General features: G+C 60.3%; 22 protein-coding genes. 5 read left to right on the plus strand and 17 right to left on the minus strand.

Features of this window, described 5'->3' with window-relative positions:
• Positions 1 to 104 precede the first annotated feature (104 nt).
• Together AAFX04_00310 and AAFX04_00315 are read left to right on the plus strand one after the other, a co-directional pair.
• Positions 105 to 434, plus strand: a complete 330-nt coding sequence (locus AAFX04_00310; GenBank protein ID MEO1043863.1) for a hypothetical protein — start codon at positions 105 to 107, stop codon at positions 432 to 434.
• A 165-nt stretch (positions 435 to 599) separates the two neighbouring features.
• A complete protein-coding gene (locus AAFX04_00315; GenBank protein ID MEO1043864.1) occupies positions 600 to 923 on the plus strand; it encodes a hypothetical protein in 324 nt (107 codons plus the stop codon).
• Here AAFX04_00315 and AAFX04_00320 read toward each other — a convergent pair whose 3' ends face one another.
• Entirely contained in the window at positions 924 to 2,633 is a 1,710-nt protein-coding gene (locus AAFX04_00320; protein MEO1043865.1) for a putative 2OG-Fe(II) oxygenase, read from the minus strand.
• Between the two features lie 45 nt (positions 2,634 to 2,678).
• Positions 2,679 to 5,267 (minus strand): ATP-dependent chaperone ClpB, encoded by a 2,589-nt coding sequence (gene clpB, locus AAFX04_00325; protein ID MEO1043866.1) that lies wholly within the window; start codon positions 5,265 to 5,267, stop codon positions 2,679 to 2,681.
• A 155-nt stretch (positions 5,268 to 5,422) separates the two neighbouring features.
• On the opposite strand from clpB, the gene AAFX04_00330 reads away from it, so the two are divergent.
• Both AAFX04_00330 and AAFX04_00335 read left to right on the plus strand, forming a co-directional pair.
• A complete protein-coding gene (locus AAFX04_00330) occupies positions 5,423 to 7,609 on the plus strand; it encodes an acylase (protein MEO1043867.1) in 2,187 nt (728 codons plus the stop codon).
• Positions 7,610 to 7,772: 163 nt separating this feature from the next.
• Positions 7,773 to 8,072 (plus strand): hypothetical protein, encoded by a 300-nt coding sequence (locus AAFX04_00335; protein MEO1043868.1) that lies wholly within the window; start codon positions 7,773 to 7,775, stop codon positions 8,070 to 8,072.
• Positions 8,073 to 8,138: 66 nt separating this feature from the next.
• Here AAFX04_00335 and pal read toward each other — a convergent pair whose 3' ends face one another.
• The 15 genes from pal to AAFX04_00410 all read right to left on the minus strand — a co-directional run bounded on the left by pal (position 8,139) and on the right by AAFX04_00410 (position 19,731).
• Complete coding sequence (gene pal, locus AAFX04_00340) at positions 8,139 to 8,693, minus strand: peptidoglycan-associated lipoprotein Pal (GenBank protein MEO1043869.1); 555 nt, start codon at positions 8,691 to 8,693, stop codon at positions 8,139 to 8,141.
• A gap of 139 nt (positions 8,694 to 8,832) precedes the next feature.
• Positions 8,833 to 10,158: a Tol-Pal system beta propeller repeat protein TolB gene (tolB, locus tag AAFX04_00345; GenBank protein ID MEO1043870.1), complete on the minus strand. Its 1,326-nt coding sequence runs from the start codon at positions 10,156 to 10,158 to the stop codon at positions 8,833 to 8,835.
• A gap of 32 nt (positions 10,159 to 10,190) precedes the next feature.
• Positions 10,191 to 10,967, minus strand: coding sequence for a hypothetical protein (locus AAFX04_00350; GenBank protein ID MEO1043871.1), 777 nt, complete (start codon positions 10,965 to 10,967; stop codon positions 10,191 to 10,193).
• 10 nt (positions 10,968 to 10,977) lie between these two features.
• A complete protein-coding gene (locus tag AAFX04_00355; GenBank protein MEO1043872.1) occupies positions 10,978 to 11,496 on the minus strand; it encodes an ExbD/TolR family protein in 519 nt (172 codons plus the stop codon).
• Positions 11,497 to 11,514: 18 nt separating this feature from the next.
• Positions 11,515 to 12,201 (minus strand): protein TolQ, encoded by a 687-nt coding sequence (gene tolQ / locus AAFX04_00360; protein ID MEO1043873.1) that lies wholly within the window; start codon positions 12,199 to 12,201, stop codon positions 11,515 to 11,517.
• Positions 12,202 to 12,236: 35 nt separating this feature from the next.
• Complete coding sequence (locus AAFX04_00365) at positions 12,237 to 12,701, minus strand: YbgC/FadM family acyl-CoA thioesterase (protein ID MEO1043874.1); 465 nt, start codon at positions 12,699 to 12,701, stop codon at positions 12,237 to 12,239.
• Between the two features lie 115 nt (positions 12,702 to 12,816).
• Positions 12,817 to 13,944: an agmatine deiminase family protein gene (locus AAFX04_00370; protein MEO1043875.1), complete on the minus strand. Its 1,128-nt coding sequence runs from the start codon at positions 13,942 to 13,944 to the stop codon at positions 12,817 to 12,819.
• A 6-nt stretch (positions 13,945 to 13,950) separates the two neighbouring features.
• A complete protein-coding gene (gene ruvB, locus AAFX04_00375) occupies positions 13,951 to 14,937 on the minus strand; it encodes a Holliday junction branch migration DNA helicase RuvB (protein MEO1043876.1) in 987 nt (328 codons plus the stop codon).
• Between the two features lie 129 nt (positions 14,938 to 15,066).
• Positions 15,067 to 15,678: a hypothetical protein gene (locus tag AAFX04_00380; GenBank protein MEO1043877.1), complete on the minus strand. Its 612-nt coding sequence runs from the start codon at positions 15,676 to 15,678 to the stop codon at positions 15,067 to 15,069.
• The gene (ruvA, locus tag AAFX04_00385; GenBank protein ID MEO1043878.1) at positions 15,678 to 16,283 is read right to left on the minus strand and encodes a Holliday junction branch migration protein RuvA; all 606 of its coding nucleotides are present in this window, start codon (positions 16,281 to 16,283) and stop codon (positions 15,678 to 15,680) included. The genes AAFX04_00380 and ruvA overlap by 1 nt, the downstream gene beginning before the upstream one ends.
• A 149-nt stretch (positions 16,284 to 16,432) precedes the next feature.
• On the minus strand, positions 16,433 to 16,900 hold the full coding sequence (gene ruvC / locus AAFX04_00390; GenBank protein MEO1043879.1) for a crossover junction endodeoxyribonuclease RuvC: 468 nt from the start codon (positions 16,898 to 16,900) through the stop codon (positions 16,433 to 16,435).
• A 27-nt stretch (positions 16,901 to 16,927) separates the two neighbouring features.
• Positions 16,928 to 18,058 carry an acyl-CoA desaturase gene (locus AAFX04_00395; GenBank protein ID MEO1043880.1) on the minus strand — a complete coding sequence of 377 codons (1,131 nt, stop codon included), beginning with the start codon at positions 18,056 to 18,058 and terminating at the stop codon, positions 16,928 to 16,930.
• A gap of 184 nt (positions 18,059 to 18,242) precedes the next feature.
• Positions 18,243 to 18,989, minus strand: coding sequence for a YebC/PmpR family DNA-binding transcriptional regulator (locus AAFX04_00400; protein MEO1043881.1), 747 nt, complete (start codon positions 18,987 to 18,989; stop codon positions 18,243 to 18,245).
• Positions 18,990 to 19,092: 103 nt separating this feature from the next.
• Positions 19,093 to 19,422 carry a heavy metal-binding domain-containing protein gene (locus tag AAFX04_00405; GenBank protein MEO1043882.1) on the minus strand — a complete coding sequence of 110 codons (330 nt, stop codon included), beginning with the start codon at positions 19,420 to 19,422 and terminating at the stop codon, positions 19,093 to 19,095.
• Positions 19,423 to 19,488: 66 nt separating this feature from the next.
• Positions 19,489 to 19,731: a DUF2312 domain-containing protein gene (locus AAFX04_00410; protein MEO1043883.1), complete on the minus strand. Its 243-nt coding sequence runs from the start codon at positions 19,729 to 19,731 to the stop codon at positions 19,489 to 19,491.
• Between the two features lie 230 nt (positions 19,732 to 19,961).
• Between AAFX04_00410 and AAFX04_00415 the strand changes: the two genes are divergently transcribed.
• Positions 19,962 to 20,459, plus strand: coding sequence for a hypothetical protein (locus AAFX04_00415; protein MEO1043884.1), 498 nt, complete (start codon positions 19,962 to 19,964; stop codon positions 20,457 to 20,459).
• Positions 20,460 to 20,486: the final 27 nt, after the last annotated feature.

Raw genomic sequence — 20,486 nt, forward strand, 5'->3', positions numbered from 1 at the left:
CACAGACTTTGGAAAAGGCGGGCTTCGGCCCGCCTTTTCTTTTTTTGCCGTGCAGCAAAAATATGCTATGAACATTGCTGTTCGATATTGAGGAGTTCCCCGTTATGAAGCTTTCGATAGTTGCTCTGGCCACCGTTTCCGGCTTGCTGATCGCCACCCCCGCTGCCGCGCAGCAGGATGAGGATAAGGAAAAGCCCGAACAGGAAGTCGAAGAGAACACCGAAACGGTGAAGGCCAAGCGCGACAAGATTACCGATCGCAGCCATCCCGATTATGTGCGCTGCAAGAGCGAACGGGTCATGGGCTCGCTGGCCAAGCGCAAGCGCACCTGCATGACCAACCGGCAATGGGAGCAGGCGGCACGCGACGGCAATGATCTTTCGCGTGAATTTCTGCAACAGAACCAGGACGGTTTTCTCGCAGGCAGCAACTAAGCGCGGATTCGCTTCAGGGCTCCACAGCGCGGTGTTTTGGATAGCCGCGTGTCGGCATGTTACGCCGTGATTTCGCGGAACAGAGAAGAGGAGACAGATTTGTCTCCTCTCTTCCGCTTGCGGAACACAGAAGCTAATATTGTCCATTAAAGGGGGGGGGCCAGGATGAAACGCTCAGCCATCGCTATAGCCGCTATCCCATCGCTGCTGGTTGCCGTGCCCGGCGCTGCGCAGCAGGATGAGGAAAAGCCCGAGCAGGAAGTTGAAGAAAACACCGAGACGGTTCGGGCCAAGCGGGAGAAAATTACCGATCGCAGCCATCCCGATTATGTGCGCTGCAAGAGTGAGCGGGTCATGGGCTCGCTGGCCAAGCGCAAGCGCACCTGTATGACCAATCGCCAATGGGAACAAACGGCGCGCGATGGCAACGACCTCTCGCGCGAGTGGATTCAGCAGCAGCAGGACGGCTTCATGCTGCAACGGCAATAATCACCTCTTCTCTGCCGATATATTCATGAAGGTGGCATCAAAAGCCAGAGTCAGCCGCTCTCCAGCGGTAAAGGACCGGGTGCCGTGATATAGGCTGCTCGGAAACAGCACCAGATGGCCTGTGCGCGGAGCGATGGTCCGCAATGGCGGCAAGTCGAGCCGCAAATCGTCTGGCGGCCGGCCCAGCTCAAGCGCGCCGGCAGTGTCATCGGGCGTTTCGCTGTCCGGCAGAACCCAATAACTGGCCGATGAGATATGGCCCTCGGGGTGGATATGGGCCTTGTGGTGCCCACCATCGCCCAGCCGTACCGACCAGCTGCCGCGAAAACGCCATTTCTGTTCGCGCAGGCGCAGCAGCGGATGGTGCGCATCGGTCTCTGGCCATTGCGCGATATAGCGCGCAATGGCTTGCCCGATATGGTGGCGCAGCATGCGTGCGATATCATCATCGAAGCTGAGTATTGCACCGCCGGTCTGGGTCCCGTGGCGCAATGACTGGCCCGTTGGTGCGGCGCGCGCATGATGCTGTTGTCGCAGCCAATTGACCGCTTCGGCGACCGCTTCCGCTGAAAGCCCGAGATCCAGATTGGCGGTGACCCGGTCGGGATCGTGCAGCCAGCGATGCCGTTCAAGCTTGCCGATGCTGCGCCATATGCAATCGATCAACGCCCAGGCCGAGATATTGCCGGGATCACGCTCGAGCTGTTGCTGCAACAGCGCTTCGCCATCGCCGAAACGATGACGGCGGATAAGGTGCCGCGCCAGTATCAATGGCGGTACCTTGTGCCCTGTATCCTGCAACGCTACCAAAATCTGCTCGGCATGATCGAGCTCTCCCGCCATGCCCGCAGCCTGGGCTTCGGCCAGCCGTACCTCCCACGGATCGTCATTGCACCGCTGCCCGGCCAGCAGGGTGAGCGCGTCATGCGGATTGTCCCGCTGCATCATCAGGTCACCCAGCGCCATGCGCAGATCGGTATCATTGCTAGCGTGTTCGCGGGCCTCGGCCAATGCCGTCTGGCCTGCTTCCACCTGCCCAGATTCCTCCAGCAGTGCCAGTTTATCGGTCGTCAGTGATGCGTCGGGATGACCCCGTTCGAGAGCACCATGAAGCAGCGCCAGCGCCGCATCATAATCACCCTGACTGGCATGGCTGCGGGCATGGTCGCGCAGCAGTGCAACGTCATTGGCGGCATGTTTGCGCGCCCGCTGGAAAAGTTGCGGTGCTTGCGCTCTGCCACGACGCATGGCTAAGCGCGCCTGCATTGCCAATGCTTCGTGATGATCCGGTGCCTGGTCGCATAGCTGTGCCAGCGCACTCTCTGCCTGTTCCTCCTCGCAAATGGCGAGCGCCCATTTTGCCTGCAGCAACAGATGCGCAGCATCTTCTCCGGCAATCGCCCGGTCTCGCGCCAGCAGCTGGCCTGCTGCGGCAATATTCTGCTGCTCCAGGCACAGTGCGAACAGCGCGGAAAGCGTATCGCGATTCTCCGGAGCGAGTCGCAATGCCGTCTGCAAAAGCGAGACCGCCATGGCGCGCTGGCCACCTGCCTCCGCCGTTTGTGCGGCCAGCTGCAACAGCCGCACATTGCGCGGTTCCCGTTCCAGTGCCCGCTGCAACAGCGTACGGGCATGGGCTACATCCCCGTCCTGCAAAGCGGTCTCGGCCTGTGCGGCCAGATCGCCAATGGTGGCGGGAGCTTCAACCACGCTGCCACCCTGCTATGCAGGCGCCGGCATGCCGCATGACAGCGATCACGCTGCCTCGGTCACCGCCATGGAGAGCGCGCCATCGCCATCGGCAATGGTCACTGTCTGACCATCAGCCAGATCGCCGCGCAGGATCATGTCGGCCAGCGGGTCCTGCACATAGCGCTGCACCGCGCGTTTCAGAGGTCGGGCGCCATAGACCGGATCATAACCAACACGTGCCAGCCATTTGCGCGCGCTTTCTTCCAGCTTGATGACGATTTTGCGGTCTTTCAGCAGCTTCTGCACTCGTGCGACCTGCAGGTCGACAATCGGCGCCATATGCTCCTCGCTCAGCCGGTGGAACAGGATAATCTCGTCGAGACGGTTGAGGAATTCGGGGCGGAAATGGCCACGCACGACTTCCATTACCTGTGGTTCGACATCATCGACTGTCTGGTCATCGGTCATTGCGGCAAGATGCTGCGCGCCGAGATTCGAGGTCAGGATGATCAGCGTGTTGGAGAAATCGACCTTGCGGCCCTGCCCATCGGTCAAATGACCATCATCGAGCACCTGGAGCAGGACATTGAAGACATCATTATGTGCCTTTTCCACCTCGTCGAACAGCACCACCTGATAGGGGCGGCGGCGTACGGCTTCGGTGAGCACCCCGCCTTCATCATAGCCGACATAGCCCGGAGGCGCGCCGATCAACCGGCTGACCGAATGCTTTTCCATGAATTCGGACATGTCGATGCGCACCATGGCCTGGTCATCATCGAACAGGAACCCGGCGAGTGCTTTGGTCAGCTCGGTCTTACCGACGCCGGTGGGGCCGAGGAACAGGAATGAGCCAAGCGGGCGATTGGGGTCCTGCAGTCCGGCGCGCGAGCGGCGCACCGCCTTGGCAACGGCGCTGACCGCATCGCTCTGGCCGATCACCCGCTTGCCGAGATGCTCCTCCATTTTGAGCAGCTTGTCGCGCTCGCCTTCCATCATCTTGTCGACCGGGATGCCGGTCCAGCGTGACACCACCGAGGCGATATCCTCATTGGTGACTTCCTCGCGCAGCAATGCGCCCTCTGTGGCTTCGGCGGCTTCGTCAAGCTTGCGCTCAAGCTCGGGAATGGTGCCGTAGCTCAGCTCCCCCGCCTTGGCGAGATCGCCGGCGCGTTGCGCCTGCTCCAGCTCGATCCGGGCAGCATCAAGCTGTTCCTTCAATATCGCTTCAGCCTGAATCTTGTCGCGCTCATTCTGCCAGCGGGTGGTAAGCTCGCTCGACTGCTGCTCGATCTCGGCGAGTTCCTTCTCCAGATTGGCGAGCCGGTCGCGCGAGGCGCCATCACTCTCCTTGGACAAGGCTTCGCGTTCGATCTTGAGCTGGATGATGCGGCGGTCAAGTACCTCGATTTCCTCGGGCTTGGACTCAACCTCCATGCGAATGCGGCTCGCGGCTTCGTCCATCAGGTCGATGGCTTTGTCTGGCAGAAAGCGATCAGAAATATAGCGGTGCGACAGGGTCGCAGCGGCGACAATCGCGCCATCGGTGATCCGTACCCCATGGTGCAGTTCATATTTCTCTTTCAGGCCGCGCAGGATCGAGATGGTATCGGGCACATCGGGCTCATCGACGAACACCGGCTGGAACCGGCGTTGCAGCGCCGCATCCTTCTCGACATGCTTCTGATATTCATCAAGCGTCGTCGCGCCGATGCAATGCAGCTCACCGCGCGCCAAAGCCGGTTTGAGCAGGTTCGACGCATCCATCGCACCTTCAGAAGCGCCCGCGCCGATCAGCGTGTGCATCTCGTCAATGAAGAGGATCATCTCGCCCTCTGCCCCGCGCACCTCGTCAAGCACCGATTTGAGCCGTTCCTCAAACTCGCCACGATATTTGGCGCCCGCGATCAGCGAACCCATATCGAGTGACATCAGGCTGCGGTCCTTCAGGCTTTCGGGCACATCGCCATTGGCAATGCGCAGCGCCAGGCCTTCGGCGATGGCGGTCTTGCCGACGCCCGGCTCGCCAATCAGCACCGGATTATTCTTGGTGCGGCGGGCGAGAATCTGCACTGTGCGGCGGATTTCCTCATCGCGGCCGATGACCGGGTCCAGCTTGCCCTCGCGTGCCGCCTCGGTCAGGTCGCGGGCATATTTCTGCATCGCCTCATAGCTGTCTTCCGCGCCCGCTGTCTGCGCCGTGCGACCGCCCCGCAGATCGTTGATCGCTTTGTTGAGATTATCCGGCGTAACCCCGGCCTTGTGCAGCACCGTGGCAACATTCTGGCCTTTGACCAAAGCCGCGGCGAGCAGCAGCCGCTCGACGGTGACAAAGCTGTCGCCTGCTTTTTCCGAAATCTGCTCGGCCTGATCGAGCAGGCGCACGGCATCATTGTCCAGCCCCGGCGTCTGTTGCGCCCCGCCGCCGGATACCTGCGGCACCTTTGCGAGCAGCGCGTCAATCTCTTCTTGCGCAACCCCGGCATTGCCGCCGGCGCGCGCGATCAGGCCTGCGGCCATGCCTTCTGAATCCTCGAGCAAAGCCTTGAGGATATGCGCCGAGGAAATGCGCTGATGGTTCATGCGGATGGCGACCGTCTGGGCCGATTGCAGAAAGCCTTTGGCGCGGTCGGTAAATTTGTCGATATTCATCTAGGGCGGACTCCTTCTCTGCCTTCCAGATAGTGTTGTAATTATGCAACACAAGATGCTGGCGACATTTTCCTTCTCATTTTGTCAGCACGTCCATCGCGGCGATTGTATTTTGCCTATGGACCGCTTTCCTGCCCATGGATAATGTGCCCGCTATGACCCTGATCTTCAAGCGCCTTGCCGCCACTCTTTTCGTTCTTTTTCTGCTCGCTGCCATTGCCCTCGCCTTCTGGGAGCCGTGGTTTGCCCAAACCGCCGAAGCGCCGGCTGAGCGAAGCTATGATGTCGAGATATTTCGCGACGATTACGGCGTGCCGCATATTTATGGCAAAACCGATGCCGATACCGCTTATGGCATCGCCTGGGCGCATGCCGAGGATGATTTTGCGACGCTGCAGGAGGTGGCGGCAATGACGCGAATGCGGCTCGGCGCGATGACCGGTCAGGATGGTGCGCAGGTCGATTATGTTGCGCATCTGCTCGATGTGCGCGGTACCGTCGATCGCAAATATGACGCGCTGCCCGAGGATGTGCGCATATTGCTCGATGCTTATGCCGCGGGCATGAACCGCTATGCCGAGACCCATGCCGATGAGGTACGCATCTCCGGGCTGTTCCCGATCAATGGTCGCGATATCGCTGCCGGTTTCGCACTGCGCTCGCCATTTTTCTTCGGGCTCAACCGCGTCGTTGCACCGCTGGTTGCCGGCGACGAGCTCAGGCCCGATGGCGGTCCGTCCCTGGAAGACGCGCCAGCCGAGAGTGAAGGCCCCGGTGCCAGCGAAACCGCGATGATGACGCCAATTGGCCGCTATCCCGAACATAATGGCTCCAATGCCTTCGCCATCGCGCCCGGTCGTTCATCCGACAATGTCACCCGTCTGGTGTCCAACTCGCATCAGCCCTGGGAAGGGCCGGTAGCCTGGTATGAGCTGGTGGTGCACAGCGAGGAGGGGTGGGATTTTGCCGGGGCGACCTTCCCGGGATCCCCCTATCCGTTTCTTGGCCATAACAGGAATCTCGGCTGGACCAATACCGTCAACCGCCCTGATCTGATCGATGTCTACCGGCTCGAAGTCGATGAAGCGGGGGAGAAGTACAAGCTGGATGGCGAGTGGAAGCCACTCGAAAGCAGGCGCGTCTGGTTGCGGGTCAAATATGGTCCGTTCACCATTCCCTATCCGCAGACCGTCTATCGTTCGGCCCATGGCCCTGTGATCAGGAACGACAACGGCTATTTCGCCTTTCGTTATGTCAGCATCGATGATCTGACCCAGCTGACCCAATATTACCGGCTGCAAAAGGCGCGTAATTTTGATGAATGGCAGTCGGCCATGTCGGAACAGGGCGTGCCTGCAACCAACTTTATCTATGCTGATAAGGACGGGAATATCGCGTTTGTCTATAATGCCCGTTTCCCCAATCGTGTGGCGGGCGTTGACTGGCGAGGCATTGTTCCTGGCGATCGCTCTGATCTGATCTGGAGCGATCCTGTCAAGTGGAGCGTCGTGCCCAAGCTGATCAATCCGGAATCGGGCTATGTCATGAACGCCAATAACACTCCTTATATGGCGGCGGGCCCGGGTGACGAATTGCAGCGCAACGACTTTTCCCCGCTGCTCGGCATAGAGGAAAACTGGACCAATCGCGCCGCGCGCGCCATCGCGCTGTTCGAGGCGACCGGGCCGATTGGTCGGGTCGAGCTGGAACAGATCAAATATGATACCGGCTATGAGCAGAGCGAATATCCGCGGCTGTGGATGGACAAGTTGCTGGCGGTCAACACCGATGGCGACTGGACGCTGACCGAGGCGCAGCGGCTATTGCGGCAATGGGACTGGAATATGGACGGCAAGGGCGAGGGCGATGCACTGGCGGCCTGGCTGATGAATGTCGCACTGTTCAACGCGCCGGAGGGACGGCGGCTGCTCGATGATCTCGATCCGCGTGAAGAACTGATCAAGGCGACCAAGCATCTGGAGAAACATTTCGGTTCGATTGATCCGCCGTTGGGCGATGTCATGCGACTGCGCCAGGGCAAGACCGACCTGCCCTATATTGGCGGCAGCGATGCGCTGCGCGCCGCAACCCGCTGGGAGGTGGATGACGATGGCCGTCTCGACATCGTCCATGGCGACAGTTTCATCATGTTTGTCGAATGGGATGCCGAGGGCAATGTCAGCTCGCAATCGGTTCAGCCCTATGGCGCGGCAACGACACGGCCGGAAAGTCCGCACTATACCGATCAGGCCGAGCTGTTCGTGGCGCGCAAGCTGAAACCGGTGCTGTTTACCCGTGAGGCCCTGATGGCGAGCGGCGCCAAGCCTTATCGCCCCGATTAATCTTGAACCGCCACAGCAAGGCTGTAAGAACCATAGACAAGAATATCCCGGGCAGTATTCCGGGATCAACCGGAGCATAATTGTTGAGGAAGCGGCCCAGTCTCACAACCCTGGCACCGCTGCCGCGACCGAATAATCACAGGACTGTATAAAGGAGACGAATATGTCCGTAGAAGGTGCTTATGATTGCGTAACCAAGTCCCCCATGGGTGACCAGACATCGGTGCTCACCGTCAATGTCGACGGCGATAGCTGGACCGGCCAGAATGCCGGCCAGATGGGTACGCTTGAAATTACCGATGGCAAGATCGACGGCAATACCCTGACCTGGACCATGGACATGAAGGTGCCGATGCCGATGAAGCTGGAATGCGAAGCCACGGTTGATGGCGATGCGCTGACCGGCACCGTCAATGCGGGTGCGTTCGGCAAGATGGCGATGACCGGCACCAAGCAGGCCTGATTTTCGCCGACAATCATAATATAAGAGCCGCGCGGGTCCTTTGGGACGCGCGCGGCTTTTTCGTGCCTATTGTACCGTAACGGTGACTGCGCGACGGTTGCGGGCCCAGGCCGCCTCGGTCGAACCAAGTGCTTCAGGCCGCTCCTTGCCATAGCTGATAACCTGAATACGCGAGGGTGCCACGCCCAGCGTCACCAGATAGTTTTTTGCAGCATTGGCGCGCCGCTCGCCCAGCGCCAGATTGTAATCGCGGGTGCCGCGCTCATCGGCATGGCCTTCGACGATCACCTGTTTGTTGGGATAGCGCGACAGCCATTGTGCCTGGCTCTGCAGCGTTACCTGGTCATCGCTGTCGATATTATAGCGATCTGTGTCGAACAACACCCGGTCCGAACGCACCGTGGCGACAAAATCCTCCTGGCTGCCGGGGATCGGCCCGGTTTCGACCGGACGCGGCGCAGGGGTTGGCGTCGGTGCCGGTGCAGTCGCTGTGACCGGTGCCGGCGGCAATTCGGGGGGTGCCTTCTTGCCGCAGGCGGCCAGTGCCAGCATCGAGACGGACATCAGCATGATGGTGCCGGTCCGGCGCACTGTTGGATAGCGCGAAACATTCTGGATCATTGCTTCTTCTCCTTGGCTGGGTCAGCACCATCGACATTCATGCTTTGCTGATCCCTTATCTGTTAATTTTACGCTCTTTTCTGTCTGCGGCCAGACCATTTGTGACAATGTGCCACAGCCGTACGTCCTGCAGATGACATCAGGGCAGCACCGGTCCCCAGCTCGGATCTGAACCATCGACCGGGGTGCGTAGCCGTCGTTCGCTGGCACCGGTCAGATCGACTTGCCACAGGCTGGTGCGGCCCGATCCGCGTTGGGTACGAAAGAACTGGATGATGCGGCCATTGGGGGCCCAGGTTGGGGCTTCATCCTGCCAGCTGTTGGTCAGCAGCCGCACATTGCCGCCCGAAGGCGTCATTACCCCGATGCGGAAATTGCCCGATGTCCGGGTAAAGGCGATCAGGTCGCCGCGCGGGCTCCACTCCGGGGTGGCGTAGCGACCGCCGCCAAAACTGATTCGGCGCTGGCTGGAGCCATCGGCATTCATCACGTAAATCTGTTGCGCGCCCGAGCGGTCACTCTCGAAAACGATGCGGCTTCCATCGGGGGAATAGCTGCCGCCGACATCGATGCCCGGCGAATTGGTCAGCCGCCGTGGCCGCCCGCCGCGTGCCGATATGCTGTAGATATCGGTGTTGCCGGCGACCGCCATGGAGAACAATATCGTCCGGCCATCGGGTGACCAGCGCGGCGCAAAGGTGGCGTTGCTGGTGCTGAATACCTTGCGCTGCTTGCCGCTGCCGACCTCATAGATATAGATGCTGGGCTTGCCGTTGAGATAGCTGAGATAGACGATCTCCTGATAATCGGGTGAGAAGCGCGGCGTCAGCGCCGTCGCCTGACCATTTGTGATGAAGCGGTGGTTGGCGCCGTCACTGTCCATGATCGCCAGTCTTTTGGTGCGCCGGTCCTTGGGCCCTGTCTCGGCGATATAGGCGATGCGGCTGTCGAAAAACGGGCTTTCGCCGGTCAGGCGCGAGTAGATCGAATCAGCGCATTTATGTGCGGCCCTGCGCCAGTCAGCAGGCTCGACAACAAAGCCCTGGCGGGTCAGTTCGCTGCCCAGCGCGACATCATAGAGATAGCAGCCGACGGTAATTCGGTCATCGGGCATGGCGCGAACAAAGCCCTGAACCAGCGCCTCGGTATCGCGCCCGCGCCAATAGCCGAATTCAGGGCGAGTGACCTCGTCGAAGCTGATGCCACGCACCGCATTGCGCCCCTTGGGGCTGAACAGGCCGCTGGAGCGCAGGTCTGCAACTATGACATCACTGATCCGGTCGCCCAGATCATCGGTGTCACCCGCCGGGGTGGCAATGGTCTGCGGCGTCGGCAGCGCCGGGACGGCGATAGAAATCTCCGCATCGGCACTGTTCTCGACATCGACGGTCAGCTGTGCCGCCGCATGATGTGGCATCATCAGGCCGAGCAGCGGCAATATCGCCCAGCGGGCGGCCCGAAGCATGGAAGCATGGCGGCAAATGGCAAGGGTCATGATCACAATCCCAGATAAAGAACCGGTTCGATTTCTTTCCACTCGTCATAATATTCGGGTGGAAATGTGAAGGGGGCCGCCAGCCTGACAGCGGCAAGGGCGCGTTCTCCATGCAGCTTGACCTGTGGCCGGTTGCTGCTGGTCACGCCGGTGGTTTTTATGCGCGGCGTGCCGACAATTTTGCCATTGCGGTCGAGCGCAACCGTGATCTTGGTGCGGAGTTTTTCGGCGTCAGCACCCGTAGGCGGTCGCCAATGTGGTTTGACCTGGCGCAGCAATTCACGTTGCAAAGAAGCAACAACCGCCGGACCGGCAAGCTTGCCCGGCGGGTTTTGTTCGCGGCTGAGCGACTCTTTGTCGGTCACGCCGTCGAGGAAGTTCTCGCCGAAGCGGGATCCGCGCTGCCGCCGGTCGGGGCGTCGCCGGTCGCGCTTGTCGACCGGTTTGGGGGGCGGCTTGGGTGTGGCTCTGGCAATTCGGGTCGGTTTGGTGCTCGGCCTGGTTTCGGGCATGGGTGTTGGTTCGGTAACCTCTTGTGGAATGTCCTCGGGCTCGGGAGGGATGACCTCGCCCGTCTCTGGTGCCATGCTTGTGGCCGCTTCGGCATTGGGGGTCGGCGAGGTGTCGACCAGGCCGACCTCGTCGGAGAGGATAACCGCGACGCTCTCCTGCGGCACACGCAATTCGCCACGCGAGGCAATGCCCAGCGACAACGCCCCGAACAGCGCGATGTGGCCAATGGTAGCAATCCCCAAACCTATGGCTTCGGACTGTTTCATGACAGCGCCACTATCTAGCGTCCCCAGATGAACCCGCCGTGACCATATCAGGGTCGATCACCGCATCGGGATCACCGCGCGCACCGGCACCACCAGCCTGTGTAACAAGGGAAATTTTGTTCAGCCCAGCGCGGTTCAGTTCGCCCAGCACCAATGCGATGCTGCCATAGTCCAGCGCCCGGTCGGCGCGCAGGGTGATCTGTGGCGCGTCCTCTCCGGCCTCGCTGCGGATCGCCTCCAGCGCTGGCGCCAACCCACCTGGTTCTACCACATTGTCATCGATATAGACCGCGCCATCGGCGGCGAGCGAGATCTGCACCGGCTCGCGCTCCTGCTCGATCGGGTTGGCGCGGCTTTCGGGCAGTTCGATCGGCACCCCGGCTACCAGCAGCGGCGCGGTGATCATGAAGATGATCAGCAACACCAGCATGACATCGACCAGCGGCGTCACATTGATTTCGGCCATGGGTGCGCGTCCGCCGCGGCCCCTTCGCCGTCCATTTGCACCGCTGTTCATCGAAAAGGCCATTATCTGCTCCTGCGCCTCCTAAGCGGCCTTTTCCAGCTCGCGGCTCAGCGTTGCGTGGAAGCCGTCGGCGAAACGGAACAACCGTGCTTCCAGCGTGTTCAGCCGGTGCGAGAAACGGTTATAGGCGATCACCGCAGGGATTGCGGCAAACAGGCCAATAGCCGTGGCGAACAGTGCCTCGGCAATGCCGGGCGCCACCACCGCGAGTGAGCTGTTCTGTTCTGCGGCAATGGCGGAGAAGCTGCGCATAATCCCCCAGACGGTGCCGAACAGCCCGACAAATGGTGCAACGCTGCCGACGGTAGCGAGGAAGTTCAGCCGTTCGGACAGCCGGTCGATCTCGGCGGTGACGCTGGCGTTCATCACCGTCGCCAGGCGCTGGCGCGTGCCTTCGCGGTCGACATTGGTGCCTCCGGTCGAGCGTCGCCATTCCCCGACGCCGGCGGCCAGAACCTTGGCGGCGGGGACATCCTCCTTGCCACGCGTCTTGTAAAAGGCGTCGATATCCTCGGTCTGCCAGAAATCAGCCTCATAACTCTCGCTGCTTCGCCGCGCGCCGCGGATTTTCCCGGCAAAGCTGATGATGATCGCCCAGGTCCAGATGCTGGCCAGCGCCAGCCCGATCATCACCAGCTTGACGACGATATCGGCTTCGAGAAACAGGGCGATGGGGGAAAGTGTGACCGTTTCGGTCGATAACCCCATTTGATCCAACATAGGCTTACATGCTTTCCTTGCTGTCAGTCGGTGGTGAGGACGGAATGGAACGCCTCGACCCACTGTTTGGGCTGGCGCGTAGGGCGGCCTTTCGGGTTGAGAAACGCGGCTTTAACCTGGGCAGTGAAGATCAGATCATCATTGCGCATGACTCGTTGCTGAATATGGCATCCTGCGGCGCGTACCTTTGTGGCCTGGCTGGCGATGATCAGGGCATCGTCGAACACCGCCGGAAGGTGATAGGTGATGTCCATCGCGGCAATGGCATAGGTGCCGATTCCGGCCTCGTGCACCGCGCGCTGGTCGATGCCGATCGCACGCAGCATGTCGGTGCGCGCCCGCTCGCAAAAACGCAGATAATTGGCATGGTAGACGATGCCGGAAAAGTCGGTGTCCTCATAATAGACCCGCAGCGCAAACCAGTGTGTTCGCTCGACAAAGCGCCCGGCAAAGGGGGCGAGATCGGCAGGAGGCTGGGCGTCCGTCATGGGTCTGCAAATAGGCGCAAATCGAGGCCATGGAAAGTAACAAGTGCCGGTTGTGAACCATTAGCCGCGCTTGAGATTCGGCTGGTCGTATTTGCCGACAGGGTGCGCGGCAAGGCTAGCCGCTGGTCGGCATTTGCTGGGTGGCGCAATGGATACCACCGCCGACTTCACCAACCGGGTCGACATCGAGCAGGATGATTTCGCGATCGGGATAGAGATCTTCCAGCACCGAACGCGCCTCGGCATCGGCTTCGGCATCGCCAAATTGCGCCCCGATCAGCGCGCTGTTGCAGACATAGTAATTGACATAGGAGGCGACAAAATCCTCTGCCGCAACGCGAATATCATAGGGTTGTGCAATGGTGACCAGTTCCAGCTTGCGGTCTCTTGCATCGCGTGCATTGGCCAGGAACTCATGGGTCTCATAGGCCGAGGCGGCGAACGGATCGTAGGCAATGTCTGCCGCATCGGGCAGCTGGATCAGCACTGTGCCGGGCTGTGGGAAACGGGCCAGTGCGTCGATATGATAGTCGGTGATATCCTCGCCATAAACGCCTTTGGCCCAGATCAGTTTCTCTGCGCCCACAGCCTCCAGAATGAGCGCTTCTATCTCTTCGCGGCTGCCTTTATTGCGATTGGGGTTTACCCAGCTCGATTCATGCGCGATCACCGTGCCTTGGCCATCATGCTCCAGCCCGCCCGGCTCGCCGACTAGGCCGTTATCCAGCACCGGCAGCCCCAGCCGCGCGGCGATGCGCGCGGCGACTTTGCCGTCATGGCGATGGACCTGCTTGCTGCCCCAGCCGTTGAAGTTGAACTGGCGTATCGCGAGCGCGCCGGCATCATTGCGGACAAAACACGGGCCGGAATCGCGGCACCACAGATCATCGGTGGGAATGTCCCATATGTTCACCGCATCGCTCAACCGCCGCCGCGCCGCCGGTTGATGCTCCGCCGCCATCAGCATAACCACCGGCTCAAATTGCGCGATGCTGTTGGCGACTTTGGCGATGCTCACCTGCAGCATCTCCAGAAACACCGGGTCGGGATGGACAGTGCGATTAACCGGCCATTGCATGAAGGTGCATTGATGCGGCTCGGCCTCTTCGGGCATGTAATAGCCTTCGCTATCGGCCATGGCCGCCTCTCCCTGGCATCCGGCCATGCCGGAAAATGCCGGCAGCAGCGCAGCGCCGCCGAGCAATGTGCCCGCCTGTCGCCGGTTCATCATCGGGGCAGGCATATCGCCTCACTCGGAGAACAGGTCGCCATCGACCGTTCCCGATGGCGGGGTCAGCCCGAGATGCTTCCAGCCGCGATCATTGAGTTGGCGGCCGCGGGCGGTGCGCGCAATCAGGCCGAGCTGGATCAAATAGGGCTCGATCACATCCTCGATGGTATCGCGCGGCTCGGAAAGTCCCGCCGCCAGCGTCTCGACGCCGACCGGGCCGCCTTTATAGATATCGGCGATCATGGTGAGATAGCGCCGGTCCATGGCATCGAGGCCGAGGCCGTCCACTTCGAGCCGGGTCAGGGCGGCATCGGCGGTCGCGGCGTTGACGCTGGCGGCTCCGGCGACCCCGGCAAAGTCGCGCACCCGGCGCAACAGCCGACCGGCCACTCTGGGCGTGCCGCGTGCCCGGCGCGCCACTTCGCGTGCGCCATCCTCGGCAATGGCGAGGCCGAGCAGCCGTGCGGCGCGGGCCACCACCTGCTGCAATTCCTCGACGGTGTAGAAATTGAGCCGCACCGGGATGCCGAAACGGTCACGCAGCGGCGTGGTCAGCAGCCCCTGCCGCGTCGTTGCGCCGATCAGGGTGAAGGCGGGCAGGTCGATGCGGACGCTGCGCGCCGACGGGCCTTCGCCGATGATGATGTCGAGCGCGCGATCCTCCATCGCCGGATAGAGCACCTCCTCGACGACCGGGTTGAGCCGGTGAATCTCGTCGATAAACAGCACATCGCCTTCTTCGAGATTGGTGAGCAAGGCCGCCAGATCGCCGGCCTTGGCGATCACCGGACCGGAAGTGGCGCGAAAGCCGACGCCCATTTCGCGCGCGACAATCTGCGCCAGCGTCGTCTTGCCCAGCCCCGGCGGCCCGAAAAACAGCACATGGTCCAGCGCTTCGCCACGCGCCTTGGCGGCCTCGATAAACACCTGCAAATTCGCCCGCGCCGCTTCCTGTCCGATAAATTCACGCAGGTTTTTCGGCCGCAATGCGGCATCCGCATCCATGGCGGTACTGTCGGGCGAAACGAGGCGGTCTTCTGGGCGGTCTTCGGCTTCCATCAAACCGGTCTAGACAAATTGTCATTTCCGCGAAAGCGGGAATCCAGGGCGTTTAGGCATAGGCATCACTGAGGCTTAGCCTTGCTTCGGTGGAGAGTTTTGAGGCATTTCTGCGATTCCCTCAAACTCAGCTAAAATTCGATTTATAGATTCTTCTCGAGCTCTTGGGTCTAGTTGTGCTTGCACAAGACTTACAAAATTTCTCTGTACATCGATGAGAAGTTCTTTGGCTTCAGGAAATCTGTCCGGTTTATCAACGATGTTGTAACCTCTTACTAACCAGTCGAGTATTGGCTGCCTGTAGCCTCTATATGCTGGTGGCTTTTCTGAACCATAGTTGTCAGTTATACTGTTTGGGAAATACCAACGCCCTGTGTCGATGGCCCAACTCAATTCACTTAAAATTTTCAGCTTATGCTCGTTTTGAATCTCTAAGACTTCAAAATGATGAATTGCATTTGATAAGGTTTGAGAGACTTCTCTAGCCCAGTCAGCTATCTCTCGAAAATATTCGTCAGTCCATGACTGTTGAGCAAGAATCGTCTGTGCTTTAGCTAAATCAGCACTTTTAGATTCTAATTCAGATGTCCGCTTTTCCGTCTGGCTAGAGCGATAGATTGTCCATAGACTAATCAATATTGCCGCTAGAGCGGCTATTGCGCTTACCCAATCTGGCCAGTTTTCCATCACCGCCCCACCTTCTTCAGTGCCAGCTTCACCAGCGCATCGAGATCGGTGTCATCGCCCAGTTCCGCCTCGGCCTTGGCCACAGCGCGCGCGGCTTCGGCGGGTTTGAAGCCGAGATTGCTGAGCGCCGAGACCGCATCGGCGCTGGCGCTGCCGGCGGGGGCCGGGGCGACGCCACTGGCTCCACTGCCTCCCAGATCGACGCCGCCCATCTTGTCCTTCAACTCATTGACGATGCGCTTGGCCAGTTTCGGGCCGACGCCCTGGGCCCGCGTCACCTGGGTCACATCGCCCTGGGCGATGGCGGTGCCGAGTTCTTCGGGGGTCAGCGCCGACTGGATCGCCAGTGCCACCTTGCCGCCAACGCCCTGCACCCCGGTGAGCAGGCGGAAGCCGTCGCGTTCGGTGGCGGTGGCAAAGCCGATCAGCCGCATGTCATTCTCGCTGACCTGCATCTCGGTGTGGATGGTGACGCTGTCGCCACGCGCGCCCAGCCCCGACAATGTCCGCGCCGAGGCATGCACCAGATAGCCGACGCCATTGACGTCGATCACCGCGGTGTCGGCGGAGACGTCATCGAGTTTTCCGGTGAGCTTGGCGATCATCAGACTGGTTTAGCTTCTTTTGATTTCACGGCAAGGCGCTTCGCGCCGCCTCCAAACGGGTTCGGTCCAATAAGGGCCGGCGGCCGGTCGGCCTTGCGAACGGCTTTGCAGCCGTCTGGAGCGTGGTTTCGGGTACAATATCCGAAGTTTCAGCCATGATGCGCATGGGTGATCGCCACCGCCAGCGCATCGGCGGCATCGGCGCCGCTGATTTTCGCGCCGGGCAGCAGCACTTTGAGCATCGCCTGGATCTGCATCTTGTCTGCCGCTCCGGTACCGACCACCGCTTTCTTGACCGCGCGCGCGGCATATTCCGCCACCGGTACCCTGGCGCGCGCCGCACCGAGGAGCACCACACCGCGCGCCTGACCCAGCTTGAGTGTCGATTGCGGGTTCTTGTTGACGAAGACTTCTTCGACTGCGGCGGCATCGGGCTGCCATTCGTGGATTAGCGTCTGCAGTGCAGTATCGAGGGTGAGCAGCCGCTCGGCCAGCGGTGCCTTGGCCTGGGTTGTTATCTGGCCATTGGCGATATGCGCCAAGCGATTGCCCTCGGTGCGGATCAGGCCCCAGCCAGTGGTGCCAAGGCCGGGATCAAGACCCAGAATCAGGCTCATGTGAAATGCACTGCTGTTTTGAAAAGGTCAGGCGTTTTCGGTCACCTTGGCGACCGTCCGTGTTGCCGAGCCGATGGCGGGGCGGGCACTGGGCTTTGGTTCTTCCTCGCGGCCGGCATCTTTCGGCATCCGCTTGACGTCCCAGACCAGGCCGAGCTTCTCCAGTACCATAATCACCCAATAGGTCGGGTCGATCTCCCACCAGCGGGTGCTGGTGGTGGCAGCGCGCGGATGGGCATGATGGTTATTGTGCCAGCCCTCACCGAGCGAGACCAGGGCGACCCACCAGTTATTCTTGGCATGATGCGGCCCCTTGAACCGCTCATAGCCCCAATAATGGCAGACGCTGTTGAGCAGCGCGATGGCATGCAGGCCGAGCATCATGCGGAAGGTGCCGGCGACCAGTACCGTGCCGATGACATGGTTCCACGTGCCGCCAAACGCCCAGCCCCACAATGCGGGCACGAAAAACGCCGAGGTGAACAGCCACAGCCAACGCGTCTTGTGCGCGAACACCAGCACCTTGTCCTCGAGCAGGCCCTTGCCGTAAATCTCCATATCGGTGGAGCAATTGTCGAAGGCCCAGCCGAGATGAGCATGGGCGAGGCCTTTGAGCTTGCTGACCGGTTCCTTGCCCTCGCCATCGAAAAACGGGCTGTGCACATCGCCGGGCTGGTCGGTCTGGCTGTGATGGCGGCGATGGTCGGCGACCCAGTACAGCGCCGAGCCATAGACGCCGCATTGCGCCAATATGGCCAGTGCATAGCGCATCGGCGTCGACGTCTTGAACGAGCCATGGGTGAAATAGCGATGGTGCGCCAGGCTCTCGCCGAGAACATTGAGGCAGTAGAACAGGAAGAAAGCGGACCATATGACCCAGTCAGTCGGCTGGGTGGCAATCCAGATCAGCGCCAGCAGCGTGCCGCCATTCTTGATCGAGGTATAGACGAAATATTCCTTGCGCTGCGCCTTGGCCAGCGGCGCGTTGACGATGACCCCCATGGGCGCGGTGTCTTCGCTGATCAGCGATTGCTCATTGGGGTTGGATGGCTGGCGCAGCGTTGCCGCTCCGGCATCCTTGCTCACCGCCGGGCCGTCGGCATGACGCGCTGTGGCCATGGTGTCGATTGCAGGGAGATCGTTTTTCTCCGTGCCCATCGCTATTCTCCTCAACTGCTGTCGCTGTGGAGGTGTAAAATAGCGCAAATCTGAAAGATTAAAAGGCTGTTAACCATGGAATCGCGCGGAAATACTGTGTTTGTCCAGCGCAGCACAAAAATTGTCCGCAACAGGCACTGGCCTGCCGGATGGAAATATAACCGGATATTCGGCAGTTACGCGGCTATTGGCCCAACTTTTCCATGACTTCGTCGGAGACATCATAATTGCCCCAGACGGTCTGGACATCGTCATCATCGTCGAGCACGTCGATCAGCTTGAGCAGCGTCTGCGCCTCGCTTTCGCCGACTTCGACCCTGGTGTGCGGACGCCAGGCCAGCTTGACGCTTTCTGCCTCGCCTAGCGCGGTTTCCAGCGCCCCGGCCACTTCGTGCAGATCGTCCATGCCGGTCCAGATGTCATGGCCGTCTTCGGAGGATTCAATGTCTTCAGCGCCGGCTTCCATCGCCGCTTCGAGCATCTTGTCCTCATCGCCGGCGCTGGCCGGATAGGAGATCAGGCCGAGCCGGTCGAAACCATGCGCTACCGATCCCGATGCGCCCATATTGCCGCCATTTTTGGAGAAAGCGGTGCGCACGCTGGTGACGGTGCGGTTGCGATTGTCGGTCAACGCCTCGACGATCAACGATACGCCGCCGGGGCCGAAGCCCTCATAGCGGATTTCCTCATAGTCATCGCCGTCATTGGCGGTCGCCTTGTCGATGGCGCGCTGGATATTGTCCTTGGGCATGGACTGCGCCTTGGCGTTGTTGACTGCCAGCCGCAGGCGCGGGTTCATGTCCGGATCGGGCATGCCCATTTTCGCCGCGACGGTGATCTCGCGGCTCAGCTTGGAGAACATCGCCGAGCGCTTCTTGTCCTGCGCGCCCTTGCGATGCATGATATTCTTGAATTTGGAATGGCCTGCCATGTCTGTCTTTTCACTTCAGCATTTCGGGTGATGGAGTGGACAGCCCAATAGCGGCAAAATCCGCCATGGGCAATCGCAGCAGATGATCCGGGGCGGCGTGCCTCTAGGCAGTGCGCTCGACGATCACTGCGGTCCCCGTCGCCGAGACCATCAGCATCGAGCCGTTCTGGCCGACCACCTCATAGTCGAGATCGATGCCGATCACGGCATTGGCGCCCATATCGGCGGCGCGTTCCTGGATTTCGGTCATCGCCTCGGCGCGGGCGCGTTCGAGGACATTTTCATAGGAGCCGGAGCGACCGCCTACCATGTCGCGGATATTGGCAAACAGGTCGCGGAACAGATTGGCGCCGACAATCACCTCGCCGGTGACGACATTACAATATTCGGTGATGCGATAGCCTTCGAGCGTCGGCGTGGTGCTGATCAGCAGCTTTTTGTACATGGCCTCATCTCCCATACACAGTCTTTAGCAAAGGGGCGCATAGAGGGCCATGACTCAGGCCAGCCCCAGCGCCGATTTATAGGTGTCGAGCACCGCTTCCATTTCCTGACGGTCATGCGTTTCCATTTTGCGCAGCCGCACGATCTGGCGCATGATCTTGGGGTCATAGCCCTGCGATTTCGCCTCGGCATAGACATCGCGAATATCATCGGCGATGCCCTTTTTCTCTTCCTCCAGCCGCTCGACCCGCTCGATAAACAGCCGCAGCTGATCGGCAGCGACATTTCCTTCGCTCATAGATACTCCATCCTGGATAGTGGTGTCCCGGTTCGGGTGCAGCAGCGCTATACCGGGCTGGCTCCGATTCCCGCAATGCGCGAGTGGCAGCTTTCCCCAATCCTCTCCGGTTTGGTGGAAATGCCATGCCATGTTATGTACCCATGCATGATATAGTCTGGGCCGAAAAAATAATATTCCGGTCCAGAACATAATGGTCGCATTTTCTGCAATAAGAGGATGAAGCGACCATGAAACGCACCCCGGTTATACTGTCTGCGCTGCCGCTGCTATTGTGCAGCGGCTGTGCCAGCCATCTGATCCAGATCAATCCGCCCGATTATACCGGCATTGGCGGCAACCCCTATGAGGCGTCGCAGACTTCGGTTGCCGGCGATGTGCCCGATGCCCGTGGCTGCGATCCGGCGGTCGATGGCGAGGACTGCAAGGTTCAGATCGTGGTGGTGGAGAAGAATACCAGAGTTATCGTTGTCGAGCGCGGCGAGAACAGCCCTGCGCCGCAGACCAACTTTGCGGGAAGAAGCGGTTTTTCGACCGACGCCGAAAAAGGTGTTCTGGTTTCCGAATGCCGTTCTGCCGGACTTGGTCGGGTCGAGGTGCGGCGCAATTTCGGTCAAGGACTGTTGTCGCTGCTGACTCTGGGCATCGTGAATCCGTCGAAAATCTATTATTATTGCGCCAAGCCACCTCCGCCTCCCGAAGAAGACAATGATCCTGACGGGTTTTGAAGCCCGTGCCGGGATGCGTTTGACTGT

Source organism: Pseudomonadota bacterium (genome assembly GCA_039818985.1).
In the GTDB taxonomy this organism is placed as follows: Bacteria; Pseudomonadota; Alphaproteobacteria; order Sphingomonadales; family Sphingomonadaceae; genus Alterisphingorhabdus.

What these genes read in the sequence shown, in the direction of transcription:
- pal (MEO1043869.1), bottom strand. Translation starts at nt 8,693, where the DNA reads ATGATCCAGAATGTTTCGCGCTATCCAACAGTGCGCCGGACCGGCACC.
- AAFX04_00415 (MEO1043884.1), top strand. Translation starts at nt 19,962, where the DNA reads ATGAAACGCACCCCGGTTATACTGTCTGCGCTGCCGCTGCTATTGTGC.
- AAFX04_00365 (MEO1043874.1), bottom strand. Translation starts at nt 12,701, where the DNA reads ATGACGGACGCCCAGCCTCCTGCCGATCTCGCCCCCTTTGCCGGGCGC.
- ruvA (MEO1043878.1), bottom strand. Translation starts at nt 16,283, where the DNA reads ATGATCGCCAAGCTCACCGGAAAACTCGATGACGTCTCCGCCGACACC.
- AAFX04_00400 (MEO1043881.1), bottom strand. Translation starts at nt 18,989, where the DNA reads ATGGCAGGCCATTCCAAATTCAAGAATATCATGCATCGCAAGGGCGCG.
- AAFX04_00355 (MEO1043872.1), bottom strand. Translation starts at nt 11,496, where the DNA reads ATGGCCTTTTCGATGAACAGCGGTGCAAATGGACGGCGAAGGGGCCGC.
- AAFX04_00370 (MEO1043875.1), bottom strand. Translation starts at nt 13,944, where the DNA reads ATGCCTGCCCCGATGATGAACCGGCGACAGGCGGGCACATTGCTCGGC.
- AAFX04_00410 (MEO1043883.1), bottom strand. Translation starts at nt 19,731, where the DNA reads ATGAGCGAAGGAAATGTCGCTGCCGATCAGCTGCGGCTGTTTATCGAG.
- ruvC (MEO1043879.1), bottom strand. Translation starts at nt 16,900, where the DNA reads ATGAGCCTGATTCTGGGTCTTGATCCCGGCCTTGGCACCACTGGCTGG.
- tolQ (MEO1043873.1), bottom strand. Translation starts at nt 12,201, where the DNA reads ATGGGGTTATCGACCGAAACGGTCACACTTTCCCCCATCGCCCTGTTT.
- tolB (MEO1043870.1), bottom strand. Translation starts at nt 10,158, where the DNA reads ATGCTTCGGGCCGCCCGCTGGGCGATATTGCCGCTGCTCGGCCTGATG.
- ruvB (MEO1043876.1), bottom strand. Translation starts at nt 14,937, where the DNA reads ATGGATGCGGATGCCGCATTGCGGCCGAAAAACCTGCGTGAATTTATC.
- AAFX04_00330 (MEO1043867.1), top strand. Translation starts at nt 5,423, where the DNA reads ATGACCCTGATCTTCAAGCGCCTTGCCGCCACTCTTTTCGTTCTTTTT.
- AAFX04_00315 (MEO1043864.1), top strand. Translation starts at nt 600, where the DNA reads ATGAAACGCTCAGCCATCGCTATAGCCGCTATCCCATCGCTGCTGGTT.
- clpB (MEO1043866.1), bottom strand. Translation starts at nt 5,267, where the DNA reads ATGAATATCGACAAATTTACCGACCGCGCCAAAGGCTTTCTGCAATCG.
- AAFX04_00350 (MEO1043871.1), bottom strand. Translation starts at nt 10,967, where the DNA reads ATGAAACAGTCCGAAGCCATAGGTTTGGGGATTGCTACCATTGGCCAC.
- AAFX04_00380 (MEO1043877.1), bottom strand. Translation starts at nt 15,678, where the DNA reads ATGGAAAACTGGCCAGATTGGGTAAGCGCAATAGCCGCTCTAGCGGCA.
- AAFX04_00310 (MEO1043863.1), top strand. Translation starts at nt 105, where the DNA reads ATGAAGCTTTCGATAGTTGCTCTGGCCACCGTTTCCGGCTTGCTGATC.
- AAFX04_00335 (MEO1043868.1), top strand. Translation starts at nt 7,773, where the DNA reads ATGTCCGTAGAAGGTGCTTATGATTGCGTAACCAAGTCCCCCATGGGT.
- AAFX04_00395 (MEO1043880.1), bottom strand. Translation starts at nt 18,058, where the DNA reads ATGGGCACGGAGAAAAACGATCTCCCTGCAATCGACACCATGGCCACA.